The sequence below is a fragment of the Massilia forsythiae genome (assembly GCF_012849555.1).
GTDB classification, from domain to species: Bacteria; Pseudomonadota; Gammaproteobacteria; order Burkholderiales; family Burkholderiaceae_D; genus Telluria; species Telluria forsythiae.
On record NZ_CP051685.1, the window covers coordinates 331,090 to 351,831 of the forward strand.

Here is a 20,742-nt window from a genome sequence, read left to right on the forward strand (position 1 = left end):
GGTGCGCAGCCGAACGTTGGTTTTTTCTCATCGGCGCTATCCTTGTCGGATTGATCCGACCAGAGGAATACGGCGTGATGAAAGAAAAGGCGTGCGGTTCGAACAGCGGCTGGCGCGATGCCCAGCCTACCAGGGCGCACGACGTGCGCGACGCCGCCGACCTGGCGCGCCTGCTCGACCGGCTCGACTGTGGCGACGACATCGTCGTGGTCTCGAACCGCGCCCCTTGGGTCCATTCGCACACCGGCGCCGGCATCGCCGCCGCGCGCCCGCCGGGCGGACTGGTGACGGCGCTGGAAGCGGTACTGTCGGCCCAGGGCGGCTGCTGGATCGCGCACGGCAGCGGCAGCGCCGACCGCGCCACCTGCGACGGCCAGGACCACGTGCTGCCCGAGCACCTGCCGGCATCCTACCGCCTGCGCCGGCTATGGCTGTCCGACGCGGAGGTCGACGGCTACTATCACGGCCTGGCCAACGAAGCACTGTGGCCGCTGTGCCACCGCGCCAGCGTGGAACCGGTGTTCCGCGCGTCCGACTGGGACTGCTACCGCCGGGTGAACCGCCGCTTCGCCGACGCCGTGGTGGCGGAGGCGCGCAGCGCGCGGCCGCTGGTGCTGGTCCAGGATTACCACCTGGCGCTGGTGCCGCGCATGGTGCGCGAACGCCTGCCGGACGCGGTCATCGTCACGTTCTGGCACATCCCTTTTCCGGAACCGCAATCGCTGGCGCGCCTGCCCTGGCGCGATGCCCTGGTGGATGGGCTGTTGTGCAGCACCGTGGTCGGCCTGCAGACCGCCGCCGACCTGGCCCACTTCAGCGCCGCGCGCGCCGCGCGCGCGGGAGCGGCGGCGCTGTCATCGGCATCCGCGCGCATCATGCCGCATGCCGCCGCCGGCGCCTACCCGATCTCGATCGCCTGGCCGGCGCCCGCCGTGGACGACGGCGCCGCCGCGCGCCGACGCATCGATGCGCGCTTCGGCGTGCCGGCGGCGGCGCGCCTGCTGCTCGGCGTCGACCGGCTCGACTACACCAAGGGCTTGCCTGAGCGCCTGCGCGCGTTCGAGCGCTTCCTGGAACGCCATCCGCACCAGGCCGGCCGGGTGACGCTGCTGCAGATCGCCGCCCCGGGGCGCGGCGCGGTGCCGGCGTACCAGCGCCTGGAGCGCGAGGTGCGTGCGCTGGCGGCGCGCATCAACGCGCGCTTCGGCGCTGCCGGCCGCCTGCCGGTGCTGCTGCACCTGGCCAGCGTGGATGCGGCCACGGTGCTCGACTGCTACCGCGCTTGCGACGCCTGCCTGGTGACCAGCCTGCACGACGGCATGAACCTGGTGGCCAAGGAATTCGTGGCCGCGCGCGACGACCTGCGCGGCGCGCTGGTGCTGAGCCGCTTCGCCGGCGCCGCAGCGGAACTGGCGCACGCACTGCCGGTCGACCCGCGCGACATCGAGGCGACCGCCGCCGCGATCGGCGCCGCGCTGGCGATGCCGGCGCGCGAACAGGCGGCGCGCATGGCGGCGATGCGCGCGGTGGTGCGGCGCCATACCGTGTTCGGCTGGGCGGCGCGGCTGCTGGAAGACGGCGTGCGCGCCGCGTCCGCCGCGCGCCGTCAGGCCGCCTGCGCGCCGGCCTGCGCGCCGCTGCGCACCATGTCCGCGCCGCTGGCGGCGCCCGCGCTTGCCCTGTGCGCGCCGCCGGTGCCTGTGCCTGCGCTGTGCGCGCCACCGGCGCCGGCCGCGTTCGGCGCGCTCGCATGATCGGCCTGCTCTCCCCGGCCGGACGAGCCGCCCTCGCCGGCCTGCTGCGCGCCGACCCGCTGCTCGGCTTCGATTTCGACGGCACGCTGGCGCCGATCCGGCCGCGCCCGGACCAGGTGTGGATGGACGCCCGGCCAGCGGCCGCCTTCGCCGAACTGGCGCGGCGCCTGCCGGTCGCGGTGGTCACCGGCCGCGGCGTGGCCGACGTGCGCCCGCGATTGGCGGGCACGCCGCGCTGGGTGATCGGCAACCACGGCGCCGAGGGCATGCCGGGCGCCGATCCGGCCCGGCTGGCGGCGCAGGCCGCCGTATGCGCCGGCTGGCATGCCCAGCTCGGCGGCGTGAGCACTGCGCTCGGCGACGGCGTGGTGCTGGAAGACAAGCGCTACACGCTGTGCCTGCACTACCGCCAGACGCCCGACCACGAGGCCGCCCGGCGCGCGCTGGCGGCGCGCATCGCTGCCCTGCAACCGGCGCCGGAGGTGGTGGGCGGCAAATGCGTGTTCAACCTGCTGCCGGCCGGCTCGGTCGACAAGTTCGGCGCGCTGCGCGAACTGGCGCGGCGCATGGGGACGGAGAATGTGTTCTTCATCGGCGACGACGAGAACGACGAGCTGGTGTTCCGGCGCGCGCCGCCTTCGTGGGTGACGGTGAAGGTGGGAGCGGACGGTCCGTCGGCGGCGCGTTTCGGCGTGCCGGACCAGGCCTCGGTGGCGGATTGCCTGGAACTGCTGCTCGCGTTGAGCGGCGAAGGGCTGCGCGACGAGCCGACTACGCGACTAATGCCCTTTGCGTGATCACCAACCCGTCGTTCCCGGCCTTGGCGGCCCCCTTGGCGGGAACCCATGATGAAGTCCTGAAATCGATACATACGAAGAACCGGGCTGCTTTCAGTATATCGATTCTTAATAGCTCAGTATGGGTCCCCGCCTTGAAGTGACCTAAGAAAGTTGGACAGGGGGATTATGCGGTCTTGGCGTGTGCTAGTCTATATTGAACAGGACTCATGCCGCCAAGGCCGATCCTGATCCGGTCTTGATTGTAATACTGCACGTAATCCACGATGGTCTTCTTTAGGTCATCGATGCTGGCAAATTTGTGATTGTGGAAACACTCTGACTTCAAGATGCCGAAGAAGCTTTCCATGGACGCGTTGTCGTAGCAGTTACCTTTGTTGGACATGCTTTGCTCCATGCCGGCGTCGCTCAGCATCTTGCGGTATTGAGTCATCTGGTAATGCCAGCCCTGGTCCGAATGAAGCATTGGTTTTTCATTGATGCCCAGCTTTTGCTGTGCCTTCGTGAGCATTGAAGTTACCAGGGTGAACACTGGCCGTGTATCGAATGAATACGCAACGATTTCCCCGTTAAACAAATCCTTGATTGGTGAGAAGTACAGCTTGTCTTGCCCTACTTTGAACTCGGTGACGTCAGTGACCCATTTCTGGTTAGGTTCGCCTGCAGTAAACTCCCGCTTGAGCACATTTGGCGCGACTATGCCTACTTGAACTTTATACGATTTATATCGTTTAACTCGTTGTGACGACTTCAATCCTTCTGCCTGCATCAGCCGTTGGACGGTATTGGCATGAATTTTTTTACCTGCCTGTACCAAGGCGCTTGCTACGCGGCGGTAGCCGTAACGCCCTTTGTGCGCATCAAACGTCATCTTGATAAGCTGTTTGATGCCTTCGTGTCTATCTGGCCTTTGCCTGGCCTTGTCCCAATAGTAAAAATTGCTCTTGGGAAGATTGACGATCTTGAGCAGGGTAACAATTGGGTATTTTTGCCTTAATTCATGCACTACCTGCGCTTTTTGGGCGCGGGCTGCTTTTGTGCTTGAGCTAAGGCTTGCAGCTTTTTTAGAACCTCTACCTGTCAAGACCCGCCTGGTTATACACGCGTTTCCTGAACAATTCGGGGCGTTTTTCGTGCCAGTCTTTGAGTGCTTGAACAGGTGTTTTATGGTCGAGGGCTCGCTGCGGAATGCAGTGGTTGTAAATCTTGACGTAATTACGCAGCGTCGATTCCAGTTCGGCGGCTGAGCCGAAACGTGTTTGATTGACGATGTCGCTGATACGGCCGTTGAAGCGCTCGACCATGCCATTGGTCTGCGGGTGACAAGGCGGAATAAGGCGGTGCTCGATGCCAAGCTGTTTGCACAGCCGGTCGAACGCGTGCGTGCCGCTGGGTTCCTTTTTCTTGCTGCCAGCGGTGAAGCGATCCGTGAACTGGCTGCCGTTGTCGGTCAGCAGCTTGATGATCTTGACGGGACAGGCCTGCTGCACCTTCGCCAGGAAATCGACGCTGCTGCTGTCGGTTTGGTCGGCGTACAGGCCGATGTAGACCCAGCGCGTGGCACGGTCGATGGCGACGAACAGGTAACGCCGTGACGTTTCGTCGGGCATTTGAGGCAGATACTTGATATCGATGTGTACGAAGCCTGGCTCGTAATCCTTGAAGGTCTTTTTCGTGACCGGCGCAGCGTTTTCCTGCTCGACCAGGTCGCGCAGGTCCGAGACCCCATAACGACGCAGGCAGCGTCCCAAACCAGCGCGGGAAACGGCAGGATTAACGAATTCACGCGTGATCGCCAGTAGGTCGTCGGTCGGTAACAGCAGCGTCTTGCGCAGCTCTACCACGATGAGTTCCTGTTCAGGTGAAAGTGTGGTGTACATCTTGACCGGAGCGTGCGACTTGTCTTCCGGCGAATCGCGGTTTTGCCACTTCCGGATAGTCTGGCGCGTAACGTTGTACAGCCTGGCCAGTTCGGCTTGCGGTAGCGTCGAGTTCCTAATTTCCTCGCGAATCAGGTGAGTAGTGCGGGCTTGGCTGTGCAGCGCTTGGGTCATTGAATTGTCGGCGAAAGATCAGATTGAAACAGTGTACGCAAAACGTTCCTGGCCTTGAAGAGCGGCCAGCTACGGGTGGGTACATGATCCCACGAGTCTAAACATCTACCTCCATACGCAAGTACTCGTTTTCCTTGAGCACCTCATCAAGCGTACGTTCGGCATCAGGTTTGGCGGCAGGTTTTTTCGTAGGTGCTTTCATTTGGCGAGCGTGATTGTGCGGCTTGGCCAATGCCTCCAAGCCACCGCTGCTATAGCGGCTCTCCCATATCCCAATACTGGTCGGGTTGCGAACATTGAAGATGGCTGCCGTCTGTTTCATCGACAATCCATTGTCCCACATGTACTGTAGTGCCGACAGCTTAAACTGGGCATCATAGCGCGTTACCTTGCGGCTGATTCCTTCCATCCCATGCAAACGATAAGCCGCTACCCATCGTTTGACCGATCCAATATTTACCTCGTGATGCGCCGACAAACGGCGGAAACCCATGGTACCGCTGAAGTACTCCAGCACTACCTTGTGCTTGAATTCGTCTAGATACTTGAACATCTGATCCTTCGAAAGTTGAACGGTTTTCCTGTCCAACTTCCTTAGGGCAGTTCACCTGCGCGGGGACGACGCTGTTCTACCATCATTACTGCGCCGCAGCCTGCCCCTGCTGCCCCTGCGCCTTCCCCGCCAGCACCGCCAACAACGTATCCCCGAACCCGCCGCGCGCGCGCGCGTCGGTGCGGGCGCTGGTGTAGACGCGCGGCTGCGCGCTCCAGGCGAAGCGCGCGCCGATGCGTTCCAGCGCCTTGACCAGCAACACGTCCTCGTGGCAGGCCACCGCCTCGAAGCCGCCGGCCGCCTGGTAGGCCTCGGCGCTCACGCCCAGGTTGGCGCCGTGGATGTGGCGGTGGCCGTCGCGGTCCTGGTAGGTGTCGGCGAAGTGGGCGCGCAGCGCCTGGGCGTTGGCGGCGTGCGGCGACCAGTCGTCCACCGCCACCGAGCCGCACACCACGTCTGCGCCCTGCGCCAGCTGCGCCACCAGCCAGCGCGGCGAGACGCGCGTATCGGCGTCGGTAAAGGCCAGCCAGCGTGCGCCCTGCGCCAGCAGGCGGCGTGCGCCGAGCGCACGCGCCACGCCGACCTGGCGCGCTGCGACCTCCTCCATGTCCAGCGCCATGCCGGCGGCGGCGAAGGCGGCCTGGTGGCGCGCCACCACGGCGGCCGAGCCGTCGTCGCAGGCGTCGAGAACGACCTGCACGCATACTTTTTCGCCGTCCAGCAGCGGATGGCGGGCGGCGGCCAGCAGCGAGACCAGGCAGGCGTCCAGGTTGCTTTCCTCGTTGTGGGCCGGGATGGCGATACCGATCATGTCGGGGTTCCTTTCGATGCGTTGCTTGAAGAATCGGAAGCGACCTGCCAGGCTTCCAGCAGGAAGTCGGCGTCGCGGTGATGCAGGGTGCGCACCAGGCCGGGCAAGCGGCCGGCCAGCGCGTGCACCGTCGCGGTCGGGGTGATGTGGTCGTCGAAGCCGTGCAGGTAATGGCACAGCACCAGTTCGCCGTCGTCGTCGAGGCTGGCGCGCGCCCGTTGCAGCATGTCGTCCAGCGCGGCGGCGTCCAGGTAGTAGGCGAATTCGCTGATGACGACCAGGTCGAAGCGGGTGTCCGCCGGCCACTCGTCCGGCAGGCCCAGCTGCTCGAAACGCACATGCCCGGGCGCCGTGGATGCGGGGTCGGCGCCTTCCTGCAGCCGCCGCCGCGCCGCCGCCAGCGCGCTGGGCGAGCCGTCGCTGACCAGCAGGCGCTCGCAGCGCAGCGCCAGCGCGGCGCTCATCTCGCCGTTGCCGCAGCCGGGCTCGTAGACGCTGCGGTAGTGCGGCCTGGCCAGGCTGGCCAGCAGCACGGCGCGCTTGCGCCGCTCGTACCAGGCGCCGCGCACGTTCCACGGATCCTCGTTGGCGGCGTACAGCGCCTCGAAATGGGCCTTGCGCTCAGGCGGTTGGGCAGTCATGGAAATACACCTCGAATGGATTGAACGCGCGCGCCAGGGCATGCGCGGGAAGGATGGGCGCGGCGCCGGTGCTGGCGTCCGGCGATATCTGGCTGTGGAAACAGGCCATCGCCTCGCGCTTGCTTTGCACCGCTTGCGGCGGCAGCGCCAGTTTCACGGCTTGTGCCAGCGGCATGGCGCCGTCGCCCGGCGCGCTCCAGTGCCAGCCCCACACCGGCGCTTCCAGCACGCGCGCGCCGCATGCCGCCGCCGCGGCGGCGCAGGCGCGCGCGGTGGCTTCGTGGTCGGGATGGCCGTCGTAGCGCCAGGTGGTGACCACCACGTCGCCGGCCCGCACGATGGCGCGCAGGCGTCCGACCAGGTCGGCCTCGGCGGCGCGCACGCCGCCGTCGGGGATGCCGAGCCGGACGATTTGGGGTGCGGCGATGCCCAGGCAGCGCAGCGCCGCCTCGGTCTCGCCCGGCCGGGTGGCCAGCAGGCGCGCGCGCGGCCAGTCGGGCGAGTTCTCGTGGCTGCGCTCGCCGTCGGTGACCGCCACCACCACGACCGCCGGCGCGGCGCCGCCGCGCTGCGCCAGCAGGTGCAGCAGCCCGCCGCAGGACAGGATCTCATCGTCCGGATGCGGCGCCACCACCAGCAGGCGCGCGCCGGGCGGCACCAGCGCATCCACGCCGGCGGCCGGCAGCGCGGCCACGCCGGCATCGGCGCGCCAGTCCTGCGCGGAAGTGCCGGTGCCGACGATGCTGCGGTCGCGGTTCACAGCGTCCATGGCGCCCTCCTTACGTTTGCCACGTCGTCCGCCGCATCGTCCGCCGGCCCTTGCCCGACCACGCGCCCGACCGTTTCCTGGTCGCGTTCGGCGTGGCTCTGGCGCAGGAACACCGGCAGGTCGGCGAACAGGCGCGCCATCGCCGGGTCCTTGCACATCGGCCCCGGCCCCAGTGCGCGCCCCACCGCCGCCAGCGCCGTCGTGGCCGCCGCTTCCACCGACAGGCGCACCGACACCGCCGCCAGCATCGCATTGTCGTGCGGCGCGGCGTCGATGGCGGCGGCGCTCTCGCGCAGCAGCGCGGCGCTGCCCTGCAGCGCCACCGTCACCTCGCCCAGCTGCGCCAGCCGGTGCGCGTCGGCCTGGCCCGCCAGGCGGCGGCGCAGCGCCTCCGCCAGCGCGGTCGCCGCGCCGTACCAGACCGCCGCCACGCCGGCGCCGCCGTGCCAGAAGCCGGGCCGGCGCACATAAAAGCCGGACTCGCCCAGCGGCGTGGCGCGGGCGCCGTCGAACTGCACGTCGACGCTGCCGGAGCCCTGCATGCCGATGGCGTTCCAGCCGTCGTCCGTCACGCGCACGCCCGGCTGGCGCATCTCGACCGCGGCCAGCATCGCCTCGCCGGCCGCGTTCCAGCAGCTGAGCACCGCATGCGACATGTGCTGCGCGCCCGAGCACCAGGCCTTGCGCCCGGCCAGCACGAATCCGCCATCGGGGCCGGCCTGCAGCAGCACGCGCGCGTCGGGCGGTTCAGCGCACCAGGTGCCCCAGGTCGAGCCGGGCCGCGCCAGGCCATCCATGCCGGCCTCGGCCAGGATGGCCAGCGCATCGGTATGGCCTTCGAACAGCTTGGCCAGGCTGAGATCACGGGCGCCGACGGCGGCCAGCGCGCGCCAGCGTTCGAGGGTGCGCCCTTGGCCCGGCAGCGGCAGGCGATCCGCGCCGGCCTCTACCAGCCGGCGCAGGGCGGCGCCCGCATCCAGGCCGCGCAGGCCGTGCAAGTGGCCCTGCAGCCGGCTGCAGGCATCGGCACCATCGGAGGAGGCGAAGGGAAGCAGGTCGTTAGGCATGATAAAGATTGCGAAAATTGCATCGTACCACTTGGGGCTTGCAGACTCCCGCACGCGAGCGCAGACTGGCGGCATCCCGGCGGTATCGACGGCGTATCGCCGTGTTACCCGGGCTCGTCACGCACCAGCCGATCGAAGCGCATGCCGAATCGTGTCGAACTTAGTTTTTTTCGAAGTAACCATTCCATGAACTTCGCTTTTTACGATCTCATGCTTGTTTTAAGCTGTCGGCTTGGAAACGGTCAATGCACTACGAATGGATGGCCGTTGTCTTTTATTAACCATGACGAGACCCTGATCATGAAACGCATCCTGCTGTTTATCGCCACCAACCTTGCCATCATGCTCGTGCTCGGCATCTCGGCGAGCCTGCTCGGTGTGAACAAATACCTCACCGCGAACGGCTTGAACCTGGGCGCCCTGCTCGGCTTCGCCGCCCTGATGGGCTTCGGCGGCGCCTTCATCTCACTCTGGCTGTCGAAGCCGATCGCCAAGTTCTCGACCGGGGCGCGCGTCATCGGGCAGCCGGCCAACCAGACCGAACAATGGCTGGTGCAGACCGTCGCCGCGCAAGCCAACAAGGCCGGTATCGCCATGCCGGAAGTCGCCATCTACCCGGGCGAGCCGAACGCCTTCGCCACCGGCGCCACCAGGAACGCGTCGCTGGTGGCGGTGTCGACCGGCCTGCTGGACGCGATGACGCGCGAGGAAGCCGAAGCCGTGCTGGCCCACGAAGTGGCCCACATCGCCAACGGCGACATGGTCACGCTGACGCTGATCCAGGGCGTGGTCAACACCTTCGTCATCTTCGCAGCGCGCGTGGTCGCCTACTTCGTCGACGGCTTCCTGCGCCGCGGCGAGGAAGGTGAAAGCCACGGCCCCGGCATCGCCTTCACCGTCACCTCGGTGGTGTGCGACCTGCTGTTCGGCCTGCTGGCCAGCATCATCGTGGCCTGGTTCTCGCGCCAGCGCGAATTCCGCGCCGACCGCGGCTCGGCCGGCATCATGGGCACGCCGCGTCCGATGATCGCCGCGCTGCGCCGCCTGGGCGGCATCGCCCAGGGCGACCTGCCGAAGAACATGGCGGCGTCCGGCATCGCCGGCGGCGGCGTGCTGTCCCTGTTCAGCACCCACCCGTCCACCGAGGCGCGCATCGCCGCCCTCCAGGGCAGCTGAGTGAACGGCCGGCCGATGCGGACACCGCCCTTCGTGCTGCCGACGCTGTTCGCGCTCGCGCTGGCCTTCTTGCTGCAGCATTTCCTCGGCTCGCTGGCCTGGGCGGCGCTGCTGGCGACGATCACCTGGCCGCTGCACCAGCGCCTGCTGCGGCGCGGCTGGCCGCGCGCCGCCAGCGCCGCCCTGCTGGTGGGCCTGCTGGTGATCAGCTTCCTGGGGCCGTCGGTATTGTTGTTCAATGCCCTCAGCAGCGAGCTGGCCGGCGTGCAGCGCCTGTTCGCCCAGCTGAACGGCAGCGGCGTGCCGGTGCCGGACTGGGTGGCGCGCCTGCCGCTGGTGGCGGAACCGGCGCTTAAGTGGTGGACCGAGCACCTGGCCACGCCGGGCGGCCTCAACGGCCTGCTGCGCAGCACGCTCGGCGACTTCATGCCGCACCTGACCGGCGCGGCGCGCACCTGGGGCTCGACCATCCTGGCCAACGCCCTGTACCTGTTCCTGACCCTCCTGACCCTGTTCGTGCTGTACCTACACGGTGCCGCCGCCGTGCATTACACCGACCGCGCCGGGGCGCGCCTGCTGCCCCAGCACTATCCGCTGCTGCGCCGCCTGTTCCCGCTGTCGGTGCGCGGCACCGCGCTCGGCCTGTGCTCGATCGCGATCCTGGAAGGCATCGTGCTCGGCATCGCGTATGCGCTGGCCGGCGCCCCGGCGCCGGCGCTGCTGGCGGTGATCACCGGCTACCTGGCCCTGATCCCCGGCGGCGCGCCGCTGTCGTTCACGGCGGTGTCGCTGCTGCTCCTGGGACAGGGCCACTCGGGCGCGGCGCTCGGCCTGTTCAGCTGGGGCGCGGTCGAACTGTTCATGGTCGACAAGTTCATCCGGCCGAAACTGATCGGCCGGCGCGTCAACCTGCCGTTCCTGGCGGTGCTGTTCGGCCTGCTGGGCGGGGTGTCGACGCTGGGCGTGATCGGCCTGTTCGTCGGCCCGTTCCTGATGGCGCTGCTGTTCGCGTGGCTGCGCGGCGACGACGCCGTGCTGCCTGCGCCTCCGGCAGAGCATACCGCGCTACATACCAGTTCAGGATTGGAAGATTACCGCACGCCATAGTGTTGGCAGTCATGCAATTGCAAACGATGGCCGGACCAGCCAATACCAATTAAAGACCTGTTGACAGCCCAATCCGCCGCTCCTATAGTGCCCTGACCTTTCGGCAGGACATACTCATGATCGACTATCTCATCGGCGTCGACGGCGGCGGCACCGGCACCAGGGTGCGCCTGGCGCGCGGCGACGGCGCCGGCGCCTGGCAGGAACTGGCGCAAGGCGCCGGCGGGCCTTCCGGCCTCGGGCTGGGCGTGGAACGCGCCTGGACGGCGGTACGCGGCGCCGTGCAGGCCGCCTTCGATGCGGCCGGGCTGGCACAGCCGGCGCCGCGGCAAGTGGCCATCGGCCTCGGCCTGGCAGGCGTGCACAACCGCCAGTGGGCGGCGGATTTCGTCGCCGGCGATCCGGGCTATGCCGCCCTGGTCCTGGAAACCGATGCCTTCACCACCCTGATGGGAGCCCACGACGGCGCTCCCGGCGCCATCGTCGCCATCGGCACCGGCAGCGTCGGCGAAGCCCTGCTGGCCGACGGCGCCCGGCGCGAAGTCGGCGGCTGGGGCTTCCCGGCCGGCGACGAGGCCGGCGGCGGCTGGATCGGGCTGCGCGCGGTCAACCACCTGCAGCAGGTGCTGGACGGGCGCCGCCCCGCCAGCCCGTTCGCGCATGACCTGACGGCCGCCTGCGGCGGCGGCAACGGCTGCCGCGACACGGTGCAGGCCTGGCTAGCGCAAGCCAACCAGACCGCCTACGCCGGCCTGGCGCCCTTGGTGCTGCGCCACGCCGACGACCCGGTGGCGCACACGATCCTGCTGGAAGCCGGCCGTGAAGCGGCGAACATCGCGCGCGCGCTCGACCCGCAGGGCGCGCTGCCGCTGGCCCTGTGCGGCAGCCTCGGCGCGGCGCTGCGCCCCTGGCTGCCGCCCGCCCTGGCGGCGCGCGCCACGCCGCCGCGCGGCGATTCGGCGCAGGGTGCCCTGCGCATGGCCGCGCTCTACCTGACCCGGCACGCCAGCGCGCCCGGCCGGCCGGAGGCACGCCAGTGAACCACGCCACCTTGACCGGCAACATCCTGACACCGGACGGCTGGCTGCACGGCGCGCTGCGCCATGGCGCCGGCACCATCGCGACGATCGAGGGCGCGCCCGCCGATCCGTCCGCCAACGGCGACGACTACATCCTGCCCGGCTTCATCGACCTGCACGTGCACGGCGGCGCCGGACGCGACATGATGGAAGGCGGCGACGCCGCGCACGCCATCGCGCGCCTGCACGCGCGCCACGGCACCACCAGCCTGCTGGCCACCACCATGACCGCGCCGCTGCCCGACATCGAACGTGCGCTGGACGCCATCGGGTCCGCCGTCCGCGCGCGCGGCCGCGGCGAAGCGCGCATCCTGGGCGTGCACCTGGAAGGCCCGTACATCAATTCCGGCAAGCTGGGGGCCCAGCCGCCGTTCGCACGCGAAGCATCCCTCGGCGAAGTCGAGCGCCTGGGCGCGCGCGCGCCGCTGCGCCTGATCACGGTGGCGCCCGAACTCGAAGGCCATTTGGCGCTGGTGCGCGCGCTGGCGGACGCCGGCATCCGCGTGCAGGTCGGCCACACCACCGGCTCCTACGAGGACGGCGTGCGCGCGCTGGAGCACGGCGCGGCCGGCTTCACCCACCTGTTCAACGCCATGCCGGGCCTGCACCACCGCGACCCCGGCATGGTCGGCGCCGCGCTGGCGCATGCCGAATACGCCGAGATCATCCCCGACCTGCTGCACGTGCATCCGGGCGCGATCAAGGTGGCGCTGCGCGCGATTCCCCACCTGTACTGCGTGACCGATTCCACCGCCGCCGCCGGCATGCCCGACGGCGACTACATGCTGGGCCGCCAGGTCGTGCACAAGTGCATGGGCGGCGTGCGCCTGGCGGACGGTACCCTGGCCGGCAGCACCCTCACCATGGACCAGGCGCTGCGCAACCTGGTGGCGATCGGCCTGGACCTGGCCGACGCCGCGCGCCGCGTCTCGACCAATGCCGCCGACTACCTGGGCGAGACCCGCCGCGGGCGCCTGGCGCCGGGCTGCCACGCCGACCTGGTGGTGCTGGACCGCGACCTGCAGCTGAAAGCCGTCTATGTCGAAGGAGAAGCCTGTGCAGTCGCCGCTGACTGAGGCCCCGTCCACCCGGCCTGGCGCCACGGTCGCGCCGGACGACGCGCGCCGCCTGGCCGGCCAGCTGGTGATGATCCGCCTGGCCGGCACCGCGCTGGACGAAGACAGTGCCGCCTTCATCCGCGCCAACCGCATCCGCGGCGCCTGCCTGTTCCGCCAGAACATGGTCGATGCCGGCCAGCTGGGCGAGCTCACCGGCGCCCTGCGCGCGGCGATGGGAGAGAATGCCCTGATCGCCCTCGACCAGGAAGGCGGCGCCGTGGTGCGCTCGCTGTGGGTGCCGCCGCCGCCGTCGGCGATGGCGCTGGGCGCGGCCGACGATCCGGCCCTGGCGCGTGACGTCGGCGCCGCGGTGGCGCGCGCGGTGAAGTCGATGGGCTTCAACTGGAATTTCGCGCCGGTGCTGGACCTGAACAACAACCCCTTGAATCCGGTGATCGCCGAGCGCTCGTTCGGCGCCGATCCGCAGCGCGCCGCCGCCATCGCGCTGGCCTGGATGGCGGGTAGCCAAGCCGAGGGCGTGGCCTGCTGCGTCAAGCATTTCCCCGGCCACGGCGACACCCACGTCGATTCGCACCGCGACCTGCCCACCGTCGACAAGCCCCTCGACGAACTGGAACGCTTCGAGTTCGCGCCCTTCCGCACGGCCGCGCCGCACGCGCCGGCGGTGATGACGGCGCACATCGTGTACCCGGCGCTGGACCCGCACAGCCCGGCCACGATGTCGCGCGCGATCCTGCACGACCTGCTGCGCGCCGGCTGGGACTACCACGGCGTGATCATCACCGACGGCATGGACATGCATGCCATCGCGCACCGCTACGGCGCCGGCCAGGCCGCCCTGAACGCACTGCTGGCGGGCGCCGACATGGTGATGGCGATCGGCAGCCGCGCCACCCAGGAAGAAACGCTGGACGCCATCGCCGGAGCCATCGCCGACGGCCGCCTGCCGCTGCACGAGGTGCGGGCGCGCCTGGATCGGCTGGACCGGTTGGCCGCGACCTACCCGGCGCTGGCCGCGCCCTACGCCACCGAGGCCGCCGACCGCGCCCTGATGGCGCGCGCCTGGCAGCGCGGCTTGACGGCTTACCGCGCACCGCGCCGTCCGCCGCCCGGGGCCAGGCTGCGCCTGGTGGCGCGCCAGGACGTGGTCAGCGACGGCGTGTCCGAAGCCGGCGTGCCGGCGGCGCGCATCGCCGCGGCGCTGGGCGAGCGGTACGACGTCGACCTGGTCACCTTCGCCGACGCCGAACGCTTCGACTGGAATGCGCTGCCGGCGGATGGCCGCTTCACGCTGCTGGCCTCGACCTCACGGCGCCGCTACGGCCCGCATGCGCGCGCCACCTGGCAGCCGGACCTGCACCTGGCCCTGTGGAATCCGTACCAGGCGCTCGACTTCGACGCGCCGGCGCTGCTGACCTTCGGTTTCGCGCCGCCGGCGCTGGAAGCCGTGAACGCCTGGCTGGCCGGCGACATCGAAGCGCAAGGACATTGCCCGGTGCCCGGCTTCGCATGAGCAAACACCGCGCGCGCAAGCGACGACGCGCGGTAACGCATTGTAACGACGGCACCGCCGACCCGGCCGCTGCGGCACAATGCCCCTGCCCGATTCACGCAGGGTGCGCGCATGCGCGCCCGATCGCGTACTTTGTGGGACAATGCACGTTTTGTTCGAGTTGGCAAATTTGCCACTGTTCAATTTAATCGTCATACGCCGTTACCAAGAGAAGGATACTCCATGTCCCAATTCCGTCTTGCCCGCCTTGCCCTGATGTTTGCCGCGATCGGCCTGAATGCCGCGCCGGCCCTGATGCACGGCGCGTCCGCGCAAAACAATGCCAAGCCGGCCGCACCGGCGGCGGCGCCCCAGGATTCGGTCCGTCCCGACCTGTTCAAGCTGCTCGATCCGGCGCAGATCAAGCCGCTGATGGATGCCAAGAACTACACCGAAGTCCAGAACCGCGTGACCCAGGCCGAAGCCTTCCCGGACAAGACCCCGTACGAAATCTACGTGGTCAACCGCATGAAGCTGTCGCTGGCCAGCGCCACCAACAACGACGCCATGCAGACGCAGGCGCTGGAGGCGGTCATCGCCTCGGGCAAGCTGGCGCCGGCCGACCAGGCCAGCTTCACGCAAGCCTTGGCCCAGTCCTACTTCAACGCCAAGAACTATCCGAAAGCAATCGAGATGTTCAAGCAGATGCAGGCCAACGGCAACAACACCGACGCCGTCAACGCGGCCCTGATCCGCGCCTACTACTTCAGCGGCGACTACGCCACCGCGGTCAAGATGCAGGGCCCGGTGCTGGAAGCCCAGCAAAAGGCCGGCAAGACCCCGAGCGCCGAAGACCTGCGCCTGTACGCCTCGGCCGCCAACAAGACCAAGGACGACGCCGCCTACCTGCGCGGCCTGGAACAGCTGGCGTCGTACTACCCGACCGACGATTACTGGGCCGACCTGATCAGCCGCGGCATCGTGCGCAAGGCGGGCTTCAGCGACGCCAACATCACCAACGTGCTGCGCCTGCAGTTTGCCGCCAGCAAGGCGATGTCGCCGGAAGCGTATACCGAACTGGCCGAACTGGCCCTGAAGGACGGCTTCCCGACCGAAGCCAAGAAGGTGGTCGATGCCGGCTTCGCCGCGGGCGTGCTGGGCACCGGCAGCGCCGCCGCCCAGCACCGCCAGCTGCGCGACCGCGCCAACAAGGAAGCCGCCACCGACGCCAAGAACATCGCCGCCGGCGAAGCCTCGGCGGCCAAGGCCAAGAGCGGCATCGGCCTGGTCAACCTGGGCTGGGCCTATGTCACGATGGACCAGTACGACAAGGGCATCGGCTTCATCGAGCAGGGTATCGCCAAGGGCGGCCTGAAGTCGCCGGACGAAGCCAAGCTGCGCCTGGGCATGGCCTACGCGCGCGCCGGCCGCAAGGACCAAGCCATCAAGACCTTCGAGACCGTCAAGGCCGGCGGCGGCTTGGCCGACACCGCCCACTACTGGGTGCTGCTGGAAAACCACCCGGCCGGCGGCGCCACCGCGGCCAAGTAAGCACTGCAGCGTCCGCATACCGGCGGACGAGCATCAAAGCGGCACGGGCTTCGCGGCCCGCGCCGCTTTTTTCATGCGCATTTCTGGAATGCTTCTGTTAAGTGCCGTACCGGCCAGACAGCCGCGGCCTTTCATAATCGGGCTATCAGCAACCGCACCGTTGAAAGGCTGTCATGACCATCGTACGCAAGGGCCAGGCGCCCGCAAAACTCGACCGCAACGAATTCCACCTGCGCTTCATGCGCAAGTTCTACGATCCCGCCTACGGGGAGGTCGGCAAGGAGCTGGCCGCCGTCGAGGAAGTGGCGTGGAAAACCTACGTCGAATCGCACAAGGCCCCGGTCACGGTCAAGGCCGGCCCCGGCTTCGCCGATCCGGACTACGATCTGTCGGTCGAGTGGAAAGAGGCGCACGACCGCCTGCTGGCCGCCGAAGCGCGGCAAAAGGACCCGGCTACCCGCCGCCGCATCCTCCTGATCAACGCCTCGGCGCGCAACGACGGCAGCTGCCCGAGCGAGATCTCCAAGACCTGGCGCCTGGCGCGCCTGTGCGAAGACTTGCTGCAGGGCGAAGGATTCGAGACCGACCTGCTCGACCTCTCTCTGCTGACCTCGGACTACGAACGCCGCATCCACCCGTGCAAGGCTTGCGTGTCGACCGCGATGCCGCTATGCCACTGGCCGTGCAGCTGCTATCCGAACCATTCGCTGAACCAGGACAACGACTGGATGAACGAGATCTACGAGCGCTGGGTATCGGCGCACGGCGTGATCATCCTGACCCCGACCTACTGGTACCAGACCCCGGCGGTACTGAAACTGATGATCGACCGCCTGGTATGCGCCGACGGCGGCAACCCGGACCCGAGCTCGACCCACGGCAAGAAGCCGGAAGAAGCCAAGGAACTGGAAAAGGACTGGGACTATCCGAAGCACCTGGCCGGACGCGCCTATGGCCTGGTGGTGCACGGCGACGTGGCCGGCATCGAACCGACGCGGCGCTCGCTGTCCGACTGGCTCGACTGGATGGGTTTCATCGACGCCGGCTTCCAGTCGCAGCTGGACCGCTACGTCGGCTACTACGAATCCTACGCCGAAAGCCACGACACGCTCGACCGCGACACCGGGTTCCAGGAAGAAGTGCGCAACGTGGCGCGCGCGGTGGCGAATACAGTTCGGCTGATCCAGGACGGCAAGATGGTGCGGCCGGACGCCAAGCTGAAGAATCCGCGCCAGAAGTGAGCCATACGGATGCCGTCGTTCCCGCGCAGGCGGGGACCCATACATAGCGACCATGGATACTCGGTATGGGGTGAAGAATGCCAGTGGCATTCTTCCCCCTGCGCGGGGACGACGTGCTCACTTACGCTCCCCGCGGCCAAGCGGTCTTTTTTTGGTATCATCGGCCATCCTTTCCAACCCGTGCCGCCGCATGTCTCCTCTCGCGCAGCTGATGCAGTCCCTGTCCGCCACCAGCAACCTGCCGCTGTACCAGCAGTTGCAGCGTGCGCTGCGCGAATCGATCGAGCGCGGCGTGTTCGGGCCGGCCGAGGCGCTGCCGGCCGAGCGCCAGCTGGCGACCGAACTGGACATCTCGCGCATCACGGTACGCAAGGCGATCGACGGCCTGGTCGAGGAAGGGCTGCTGGTGCGTCGCCCCGGCTCCGGCAACTTCATCAACACCAAGGTCGAGAAGAACTTTGCCAAGCTGACCTCGTTTTCCGAAGACATGCGCTCGCGCGGACGCACCCCGCGCAGCGTGTGGCTGAAGCGCTCGGAGGGCATGGTGACGCCGGAAGAAGCGCTGCGCCTGCGCCTGTCGCCGGGCGCCGCCGTGTACCGCTTCCACCGCATCCGCTACGCCGACGACATGCCGATGTGCCTGGAATACGCCACCATCGCCGCCGCCGCCCTGCCCTCGCTGGAGGCGGTCGACGTCTCGATGTACGAGGCGCTGGAAGCCGCCGGCAAGCGTCCGGTGCGCGCGCTGCAGCGGCTGTCCGCGCTGCTGCTGGACGCCGAACAGGCGCGCCTGCTGCAGTCGAAGGAAGGCGACGCCGGCTTGTGCGTGGAACGTCTCGGTTTCCTGCCGGACGGCCAAGCGATCGAATTCTGCCGCTCCTATTTTCGCGGCGACATGTACGATTTCGTGGCCGAACTGAGCGCGGCCTGATGCCCGCCGCCATCGCACCATGAGCCAGTTCGCCATCGACGCAGCCACCCTCGACGAAGCGCGCCGCTTCAACCGCAAGCTCGCGCGCATGCCGCGTTTCAAGATGCGCCGGCGCTGGGCGCCGCGCCTGCTGCAGGCCCTGCTGCGCCTGGGCCAGGTCGGCGCCGACCGCCGCCTGGCGCACGCCGGCATCGATGCCGAACGGCGGCTGCTGACCACCGATGGCGCGCCGGTGCCGCTGCGCATCCTGCGCCCGCGCGGCCCGGTGCGCGCCGTGGTGTTCGATATCCACGGCGGCGGCTGGGTGATCGGCAACGCGCGCATGAACGACAAGTTGAATGCGGCCACCATCGCGGCCTGCGCGGTGGCGGTGGTGTCGGTCGATTACCGCCTGGCGCTGGCGTCGGCGCCGGATGCGCCGCTGGCGGGACCGATGGACGATTGCCTGGCGGCGGCGCGCTGGCTGCTGGAAGGCGGCTTGCCGGAATACACCGGCCTGCCGGTCTTCTTCGTCGGCGAGTCGGCCGGCGGCCACCTGGCCGCGGCCACGCTGCTGCGCCTGCAAGCCTGGCCCGGGCTGCTGCGGCGCGTGCACGGCGCCGTGCTCTACTATGGCGTGTACGACCTGGCCGGCACCCCCAGCGTACATGGCGCCGGCCCCGAGACGTTGGTGCTGGACGGACCCGGCATGCCGGAAGCCCTGCGCCGCCTGACGCCCGGCCTGGACGACGCCGCCCGCCGTCGGGCGCCGCTGTCGCCGCTGTACGGCGACATGAGCACCCCGGGCGGCCTGCCGCCGGCGCTGCTGTTCGCCGGCGAGCTCGATCCGCTGCGCGACGACACGGTCGCCATGGCGGCGCGCTGGTGCGCAGGTGCCGATGTCGAACTGCACCTGCTGCCGCAGACGCCGCACGGCGTCATTCATTTTCCGACACGCATGGCGCACCTGATGAAGGCGCGCAGCCACGCCTGGCTGCGTGCACGCATCGACGCCGCCCACGGCGCGGCCGCCATGGCGTAAAATCCGGCCCCACTCTCTATGGATACACCGATGGCAAACCTGACCTACGAAGCCTACCTCGACGAAGTCGCCACCCTGCTTACCGAGCTGTACGACCTCGACGACGACAGCGCCATCAAACTGGTGGTCGATGCCCAGGACGCCGAATATTTTTCACCGCACGACGACCATCCGGAGATGCGCACGCTGGAACGGGCGAAAAGCGATGCGGTGGCCTTGTACACGGCCAAGAAGAACCGCACGCAGACCCAGCAGAAACAGCAGCAGCGGGTACGTGGCAAGCGGCCGTCCTGAAGAGACCGTCCAGCCTCAACGCGCCGTGGTCATCTTCGGCGTCATGCCTTCGATCCAGGCGCGGCCCATGATCTCGGCCGCCTTCTGGTTGGCGGCGCTGAAGCGCGCCACCGATTGCTGCTGCACCTGCACCGCGTTCTGCGCGAGTGCCTCGGCGCAGGAGTGGGCCGCGGTCACCATGGCGCGCAGGGTCTGTTCCTGCACGATGCGCGCGGAGCTGAAGAACAGGTTCTGCGCGCTCGCATCCATGGCTTCCTTGTAGACAGTGCCTACCTTGACCCAGGTGTCGAACACCGAATTGTCGAACGCCGGCGTGAATGCCGGAAAAGCGATCCCATGCGTAGTGGATGCGGCCATGACGTCCCCCTGAACAAGTCGAGATTGTCTTTACAGCATGCACGATTGTGCTCTGCAATACAAGCAGATCTGGAACGGGAAAAGTCCGCGTGACGCCGATGAAACATTTTCGCTGTAAGCCGCGTCAAGCCTCGACGGCGCAGCGCTTTTACATCGCGGTCAGGCCGCCATCGATCGCCAGCTGGTGCCCGGTCACGAACGAGGCCTGGTCCGAGCACAGCCACAATGCGGCGTTGGCTACCTCGGCCGCGTCGGCGATGCGGCCCATCGGGTGCGCCGCCTTGAGCTTCTTGTCGCGGCCGGGTTCGCGTTCCAGCATGCGCGCCAGCATCGGCGTCTTGACCGCGCCCGGGCAGATGCTATTGACGCGGATATTCGATTTGGCGTACTCGACCGCGGCGGTGCGGGTCAGGCCGACCACCGCATGCTTGGACGCCGCGTACACGGCGCGGTTGGGCGCCGCCACCAGGCCGCCGGCATCGGCCACGTTGACGATCACGCCGCCGTCTTCCTGCTTGAGCATCTGGCGCAATTGGCTTTTCATGCACAGCCACACACCCTTGACGTTGACGTTCATGATGCGGTCGAACTGCTCGTTCTCGCCGTCCGCCAGCGGCAGGTGTTCTTCCTCGATGGCGGCGCCGTTGACGGCGCAATCGATGCGCCCGTAGTGCGCCACCACCTTGTCGATCAGCGCATCCACTTCGGCGGCGCTGGTGACGTTGGTCTTCACGAACAATGCCTTGCCGCCCGCCTCGACGATCAGCGCGGCGGTCATGTGGCCGCCGTCCACCGAGGTGTCGGCAATGACGACGCAGGCGCCGGCGCGCCCGAACGCCAGCGCCATCGCGCGGCCGATGCCGCCGGCGGCGCCGGTCACCAGCACTACCTTGCCGGCGAACGAGATGCCGCCCGGCGCTTGCTTGGTCAAGCCTTTCATCATGCTTCCTTTACACTATTCTGGCGCA

General features: G+C 68.2%; 21 protein-coding genes. 12 read left to right on the top strand and 9 right to left on the bottom strand.

Annotation, left to right across the window (positions count from 1 at the left end; genetic code table 11):
• Positions 1-77 precede the first annotated feature (77 nt).
• A complete protein-coding gene (locus HH212_RS01490) occupies positions 78-1,754 on the top strand; it encodes an alpha,alpha-trehalose-phosphate synthase (UDP-forming) (RefSeq protein ID WP_169433773.1) in 1,677 nt (558 codons plus the stop codon).
• Positions 1,751-2,551 (top strand): trehalose-phosphatase, encoded by an 801-nt coding sequence (gene otsB, locus HH212_RS01495; RefSeq protein WP_169433774.1) that lies wholly within the window; start codon positions 1,751-1,753, stop codon positions 2,549-2,551. Before HH212_RS01490 ends, otsB begins: the two co-directional genes overlap by 4 nt.
• A gap of 166 nt (positions 2,552-2,717) precedes the next feature.
• Here the strand turns inward: otsB and HH212_RS01500 are convergent, their stop codons facing one another.
• The 7 genes from HH212_RS01500 to HH212_RS01530 all read right to left on the bottom strand — a co-directional run bounded on the left by HH212_RS01500 (position 2,718) and on the right by HH212_RS01530 (position 8,446).
• On the bottom strand, positions 2,718-3,635 hold the full coding sequence (locus HH212_RS01500; RefSeq protein ID WP_169433775.1) for an IS3 family transposase: 918 nt from the start codon (positions 3,633-3,635) through the stop codon (positions 2,718-2,720).
• The gene (locus tag HH212_RS01505; RefSeq protein WP_169433776.1) at positions 3,625-4,605 is read right to left on the bottom strand and encodes an IS481 family transposase; all 981 of its coding nucleotides are present in this window, start codon (positions 4,603-4,605) and stop codon (positions 3,625-3,627) included. The genes HH212_RS01500 and HH212_RS01505 overlap by 11 nt, the downstream gene beginning before the upstream one ends.
• A 97-nt stretch (positions 4,606-4,702) precedes the next feature.
• Positions 4,703-5,158: a helix-turn-helix domain-containing protein gene (locus tag HH212_RS01510; protein ID WP_169433777.1), complete on the bottom strand. Its 456-nt coding sequence runs from the start codon at positions 5,156-5,158 to the stop codon at positions 4,703-4,705.
• A gap of 85 nt (positions 5,159-5,243) precedes the next feature.
• The gene (locus HH212_RS01515; protein WP_169433778.1) at positions 5,244-5,969 is read right to left on the bottom strand and encodes a glycosyltransferase family 2 protein; all 726 of its coding nucleotides are present in this window, start codon (positions 5,967-5,969) and stop codon (positions 5,244-5,246) included.
• Positions 5,966-6,610: a methyltransferase domain-containing protein gene (locus tag HH212_RS01520; protein ID WP_169433779.1), complete on the bottom strand. Its 645-nt coding sequence runs from the start codon at positions 6,608-6,610 to the stop codon at positions 5,966-5,968. Before HH212_RS01520 ends, HH212_RS01515 begins: the two co-directional genes overlap by 4 nt.
• Positions 6,591-7,379, bottom strand: coding sequence for a PIG-L deacetylase family protein (locus tag HH212_RS01525; protein WP_169433780.1), 789 nt, complete (start codon positions 7,377-7,379; stop codon positions 6,591-6,593). Before HH212_RS01525 ends, HH212_RS01520 begins: the two co-directional genes overlap by 20 nt.
• On the bottom strand, positions 7,367-8,446 hold the full coding sequence (locus tag HH212_RS01530) for an acyl-CoA dehydrogenase family protein (protein ID WP_229217513.1): 1,080 nt from the start codon (positions 8,444-8,446) through the stop codon (positions 7,367-7,369). The genes HH212_RS01525 and HH212_RS01530 overlap by 13 nt, the downstream gene beginning before the upstream one ends.
• Before the next feature lie 300 nt (positions 8,447-8,746).
• Between HH212_RS01530 and htpX the strand changes: the two genes are divergently transcribed.
• From htpX to HH212_RS01580, 10 genes are all read left to right on the top strand, one after another.
• Positions 8,747-9,622, top strand: a complete 876-nt coding sequence (htpX, locus tag HH212_RS01535) for a protease HtpX (protein ID WP_169433781.1) — start codon at positions 8,747-8,749, stop codon at positions 9,620-9,622.
• Between the two features lie 15 nt (positions 9,623-9,637).
• A complete protein-coding gene (locus HH212_RS01540) occupies positions 9,638-10,729 on the top strand; it encodes an AI-2E family transporter (RefSeq protein ID WP_229217514.1) in 1,092 nt (363 codons plus the stop codon).
• Positions 10,730-10,845: 116 nt separating this feature from the next.
• Entirely contained in the window at positions 10,846-11,769 is a 924-nt protein-coding gene (locus HH212_RS01545) for a glucosamine kinase nucleotide-binding domain-containing protein (RefSeq protein WP_169433782.1), read from the top strand.
• A complete protein-coding gene (gene nagA / locus HH212_RS01550) occupies positions 11,766-12,884 on the top strand; it encodes an N-acetylglucosamine-6-phosphate deacetylase (protein ID WP_169433783.1) in 1,119 nt (372 codons plus the stop codon). The genes HH212_RS01545 and nagA overlap by 4 nt, the downstream gene beginning before the upstream one ends.
• Before the next feature lie 70 nt (positions 12,885-12,954).
• The gene (locus HH212_RS01555; RefSeq protein ID WP_170205194.1) at positions 12,955-14,400 is read left to right on the top strand and encodes a glycoside hydrolase family 3 N-terminal domain-containing protein; all 1,446 of its coding nucleotides are present in this window, start codon (positions 12,955-12,957) and stop codon (positions 14,398-14,400) included.
• Positions 14,401-14,622: 222 nt separating this feature from the next.
• On the top strand, positions 14,623-15,930 hold the full coding sequence (locus HH212_RS01560; protein WP_169433784.1) for a tetratricopeptide repeat protein: 1,308 nt from the start codon (positions 14,623-14,625) through the stop codon (positions 15,928-15,930).
• Positions 15,931-16,103: 173 nt separating this feature from the next.
• On the top strand, positions 16,104-17,171 hold the full coding sequence (locus tag HH212_RS01565) for a flavodoxin family protein (RefSeq protein WP_169433785.1): 1,068 nt from the start codon (positions 16,104-16,106) through the stop codon (positions 17,169-17,171).
• Between the two features lie 190 nt (positions 17,172-17,361).
• Positions 17,362-18,102: a GntR family transcriptional regulator gene (locus HH212_RS01570; RefSeq protein ID WP_169433786.1), complete on the top strand. Its 741-nt coding sequence runs from the start codon at positions 17,362-17,364 to the stop codon at positions 18,100-18,102.
• Between the two features lie 19 nt (positions 18,103-18,121).
• A complete protein-coding gene (locus tag HH212_RS01575; RefSeq protein WP_169433787.1) occupies positions 18,122-19,123 on the top strand; it encodes an alpha/beta hydrolase fold domain-containing protein in 1,002 nt (333 codons plus the stop codon).
• 30 nt (positions 19,124-19,153) lie between these two features.
• Positions 19,154-19,417, top strand: a complete 264-nt coding sequence (locus HH212_RS01580) for a hypothetical protein (RefSeq protein ID WP_211172439.1) — start codon at positions 19,154-19,156, stop codon at positions 19,415-19,417.
• 15 nt (positions 19,418-19,432) lie between these two features.
• On the opposite strand, the gene HH212_RS01585 is transcribed toward HH212_RS01580, so the two are convergent.
• Positions 19,433-19,774 (bottom strand): hypothetical protein, encoded by a 342-nt coding sequence (locus tag HH212_RS01585; protein ID WP_169433788.1) that lies wholly within the window; start codon positions 19,772-19,774, stop codon positions 19,433-19,435.
• A 148-nt stretch (positions 19,775-19,922) separates the two neighbouring features.
• The gene (locus HH212_RS01590) at positions 19,923-20,714 is read right to left on the bottom strand and encodes an SDR family oxidoreductase (protein WP_170205196.1); all 792 of its coding nucleotides are present in this window, start codon (positions 20,712-20,714) and stop codon (positions 19,923-19,925) included.
• Between the last annotated feature and the right edge of the window lie 28 nt (positions 20,715-20,742).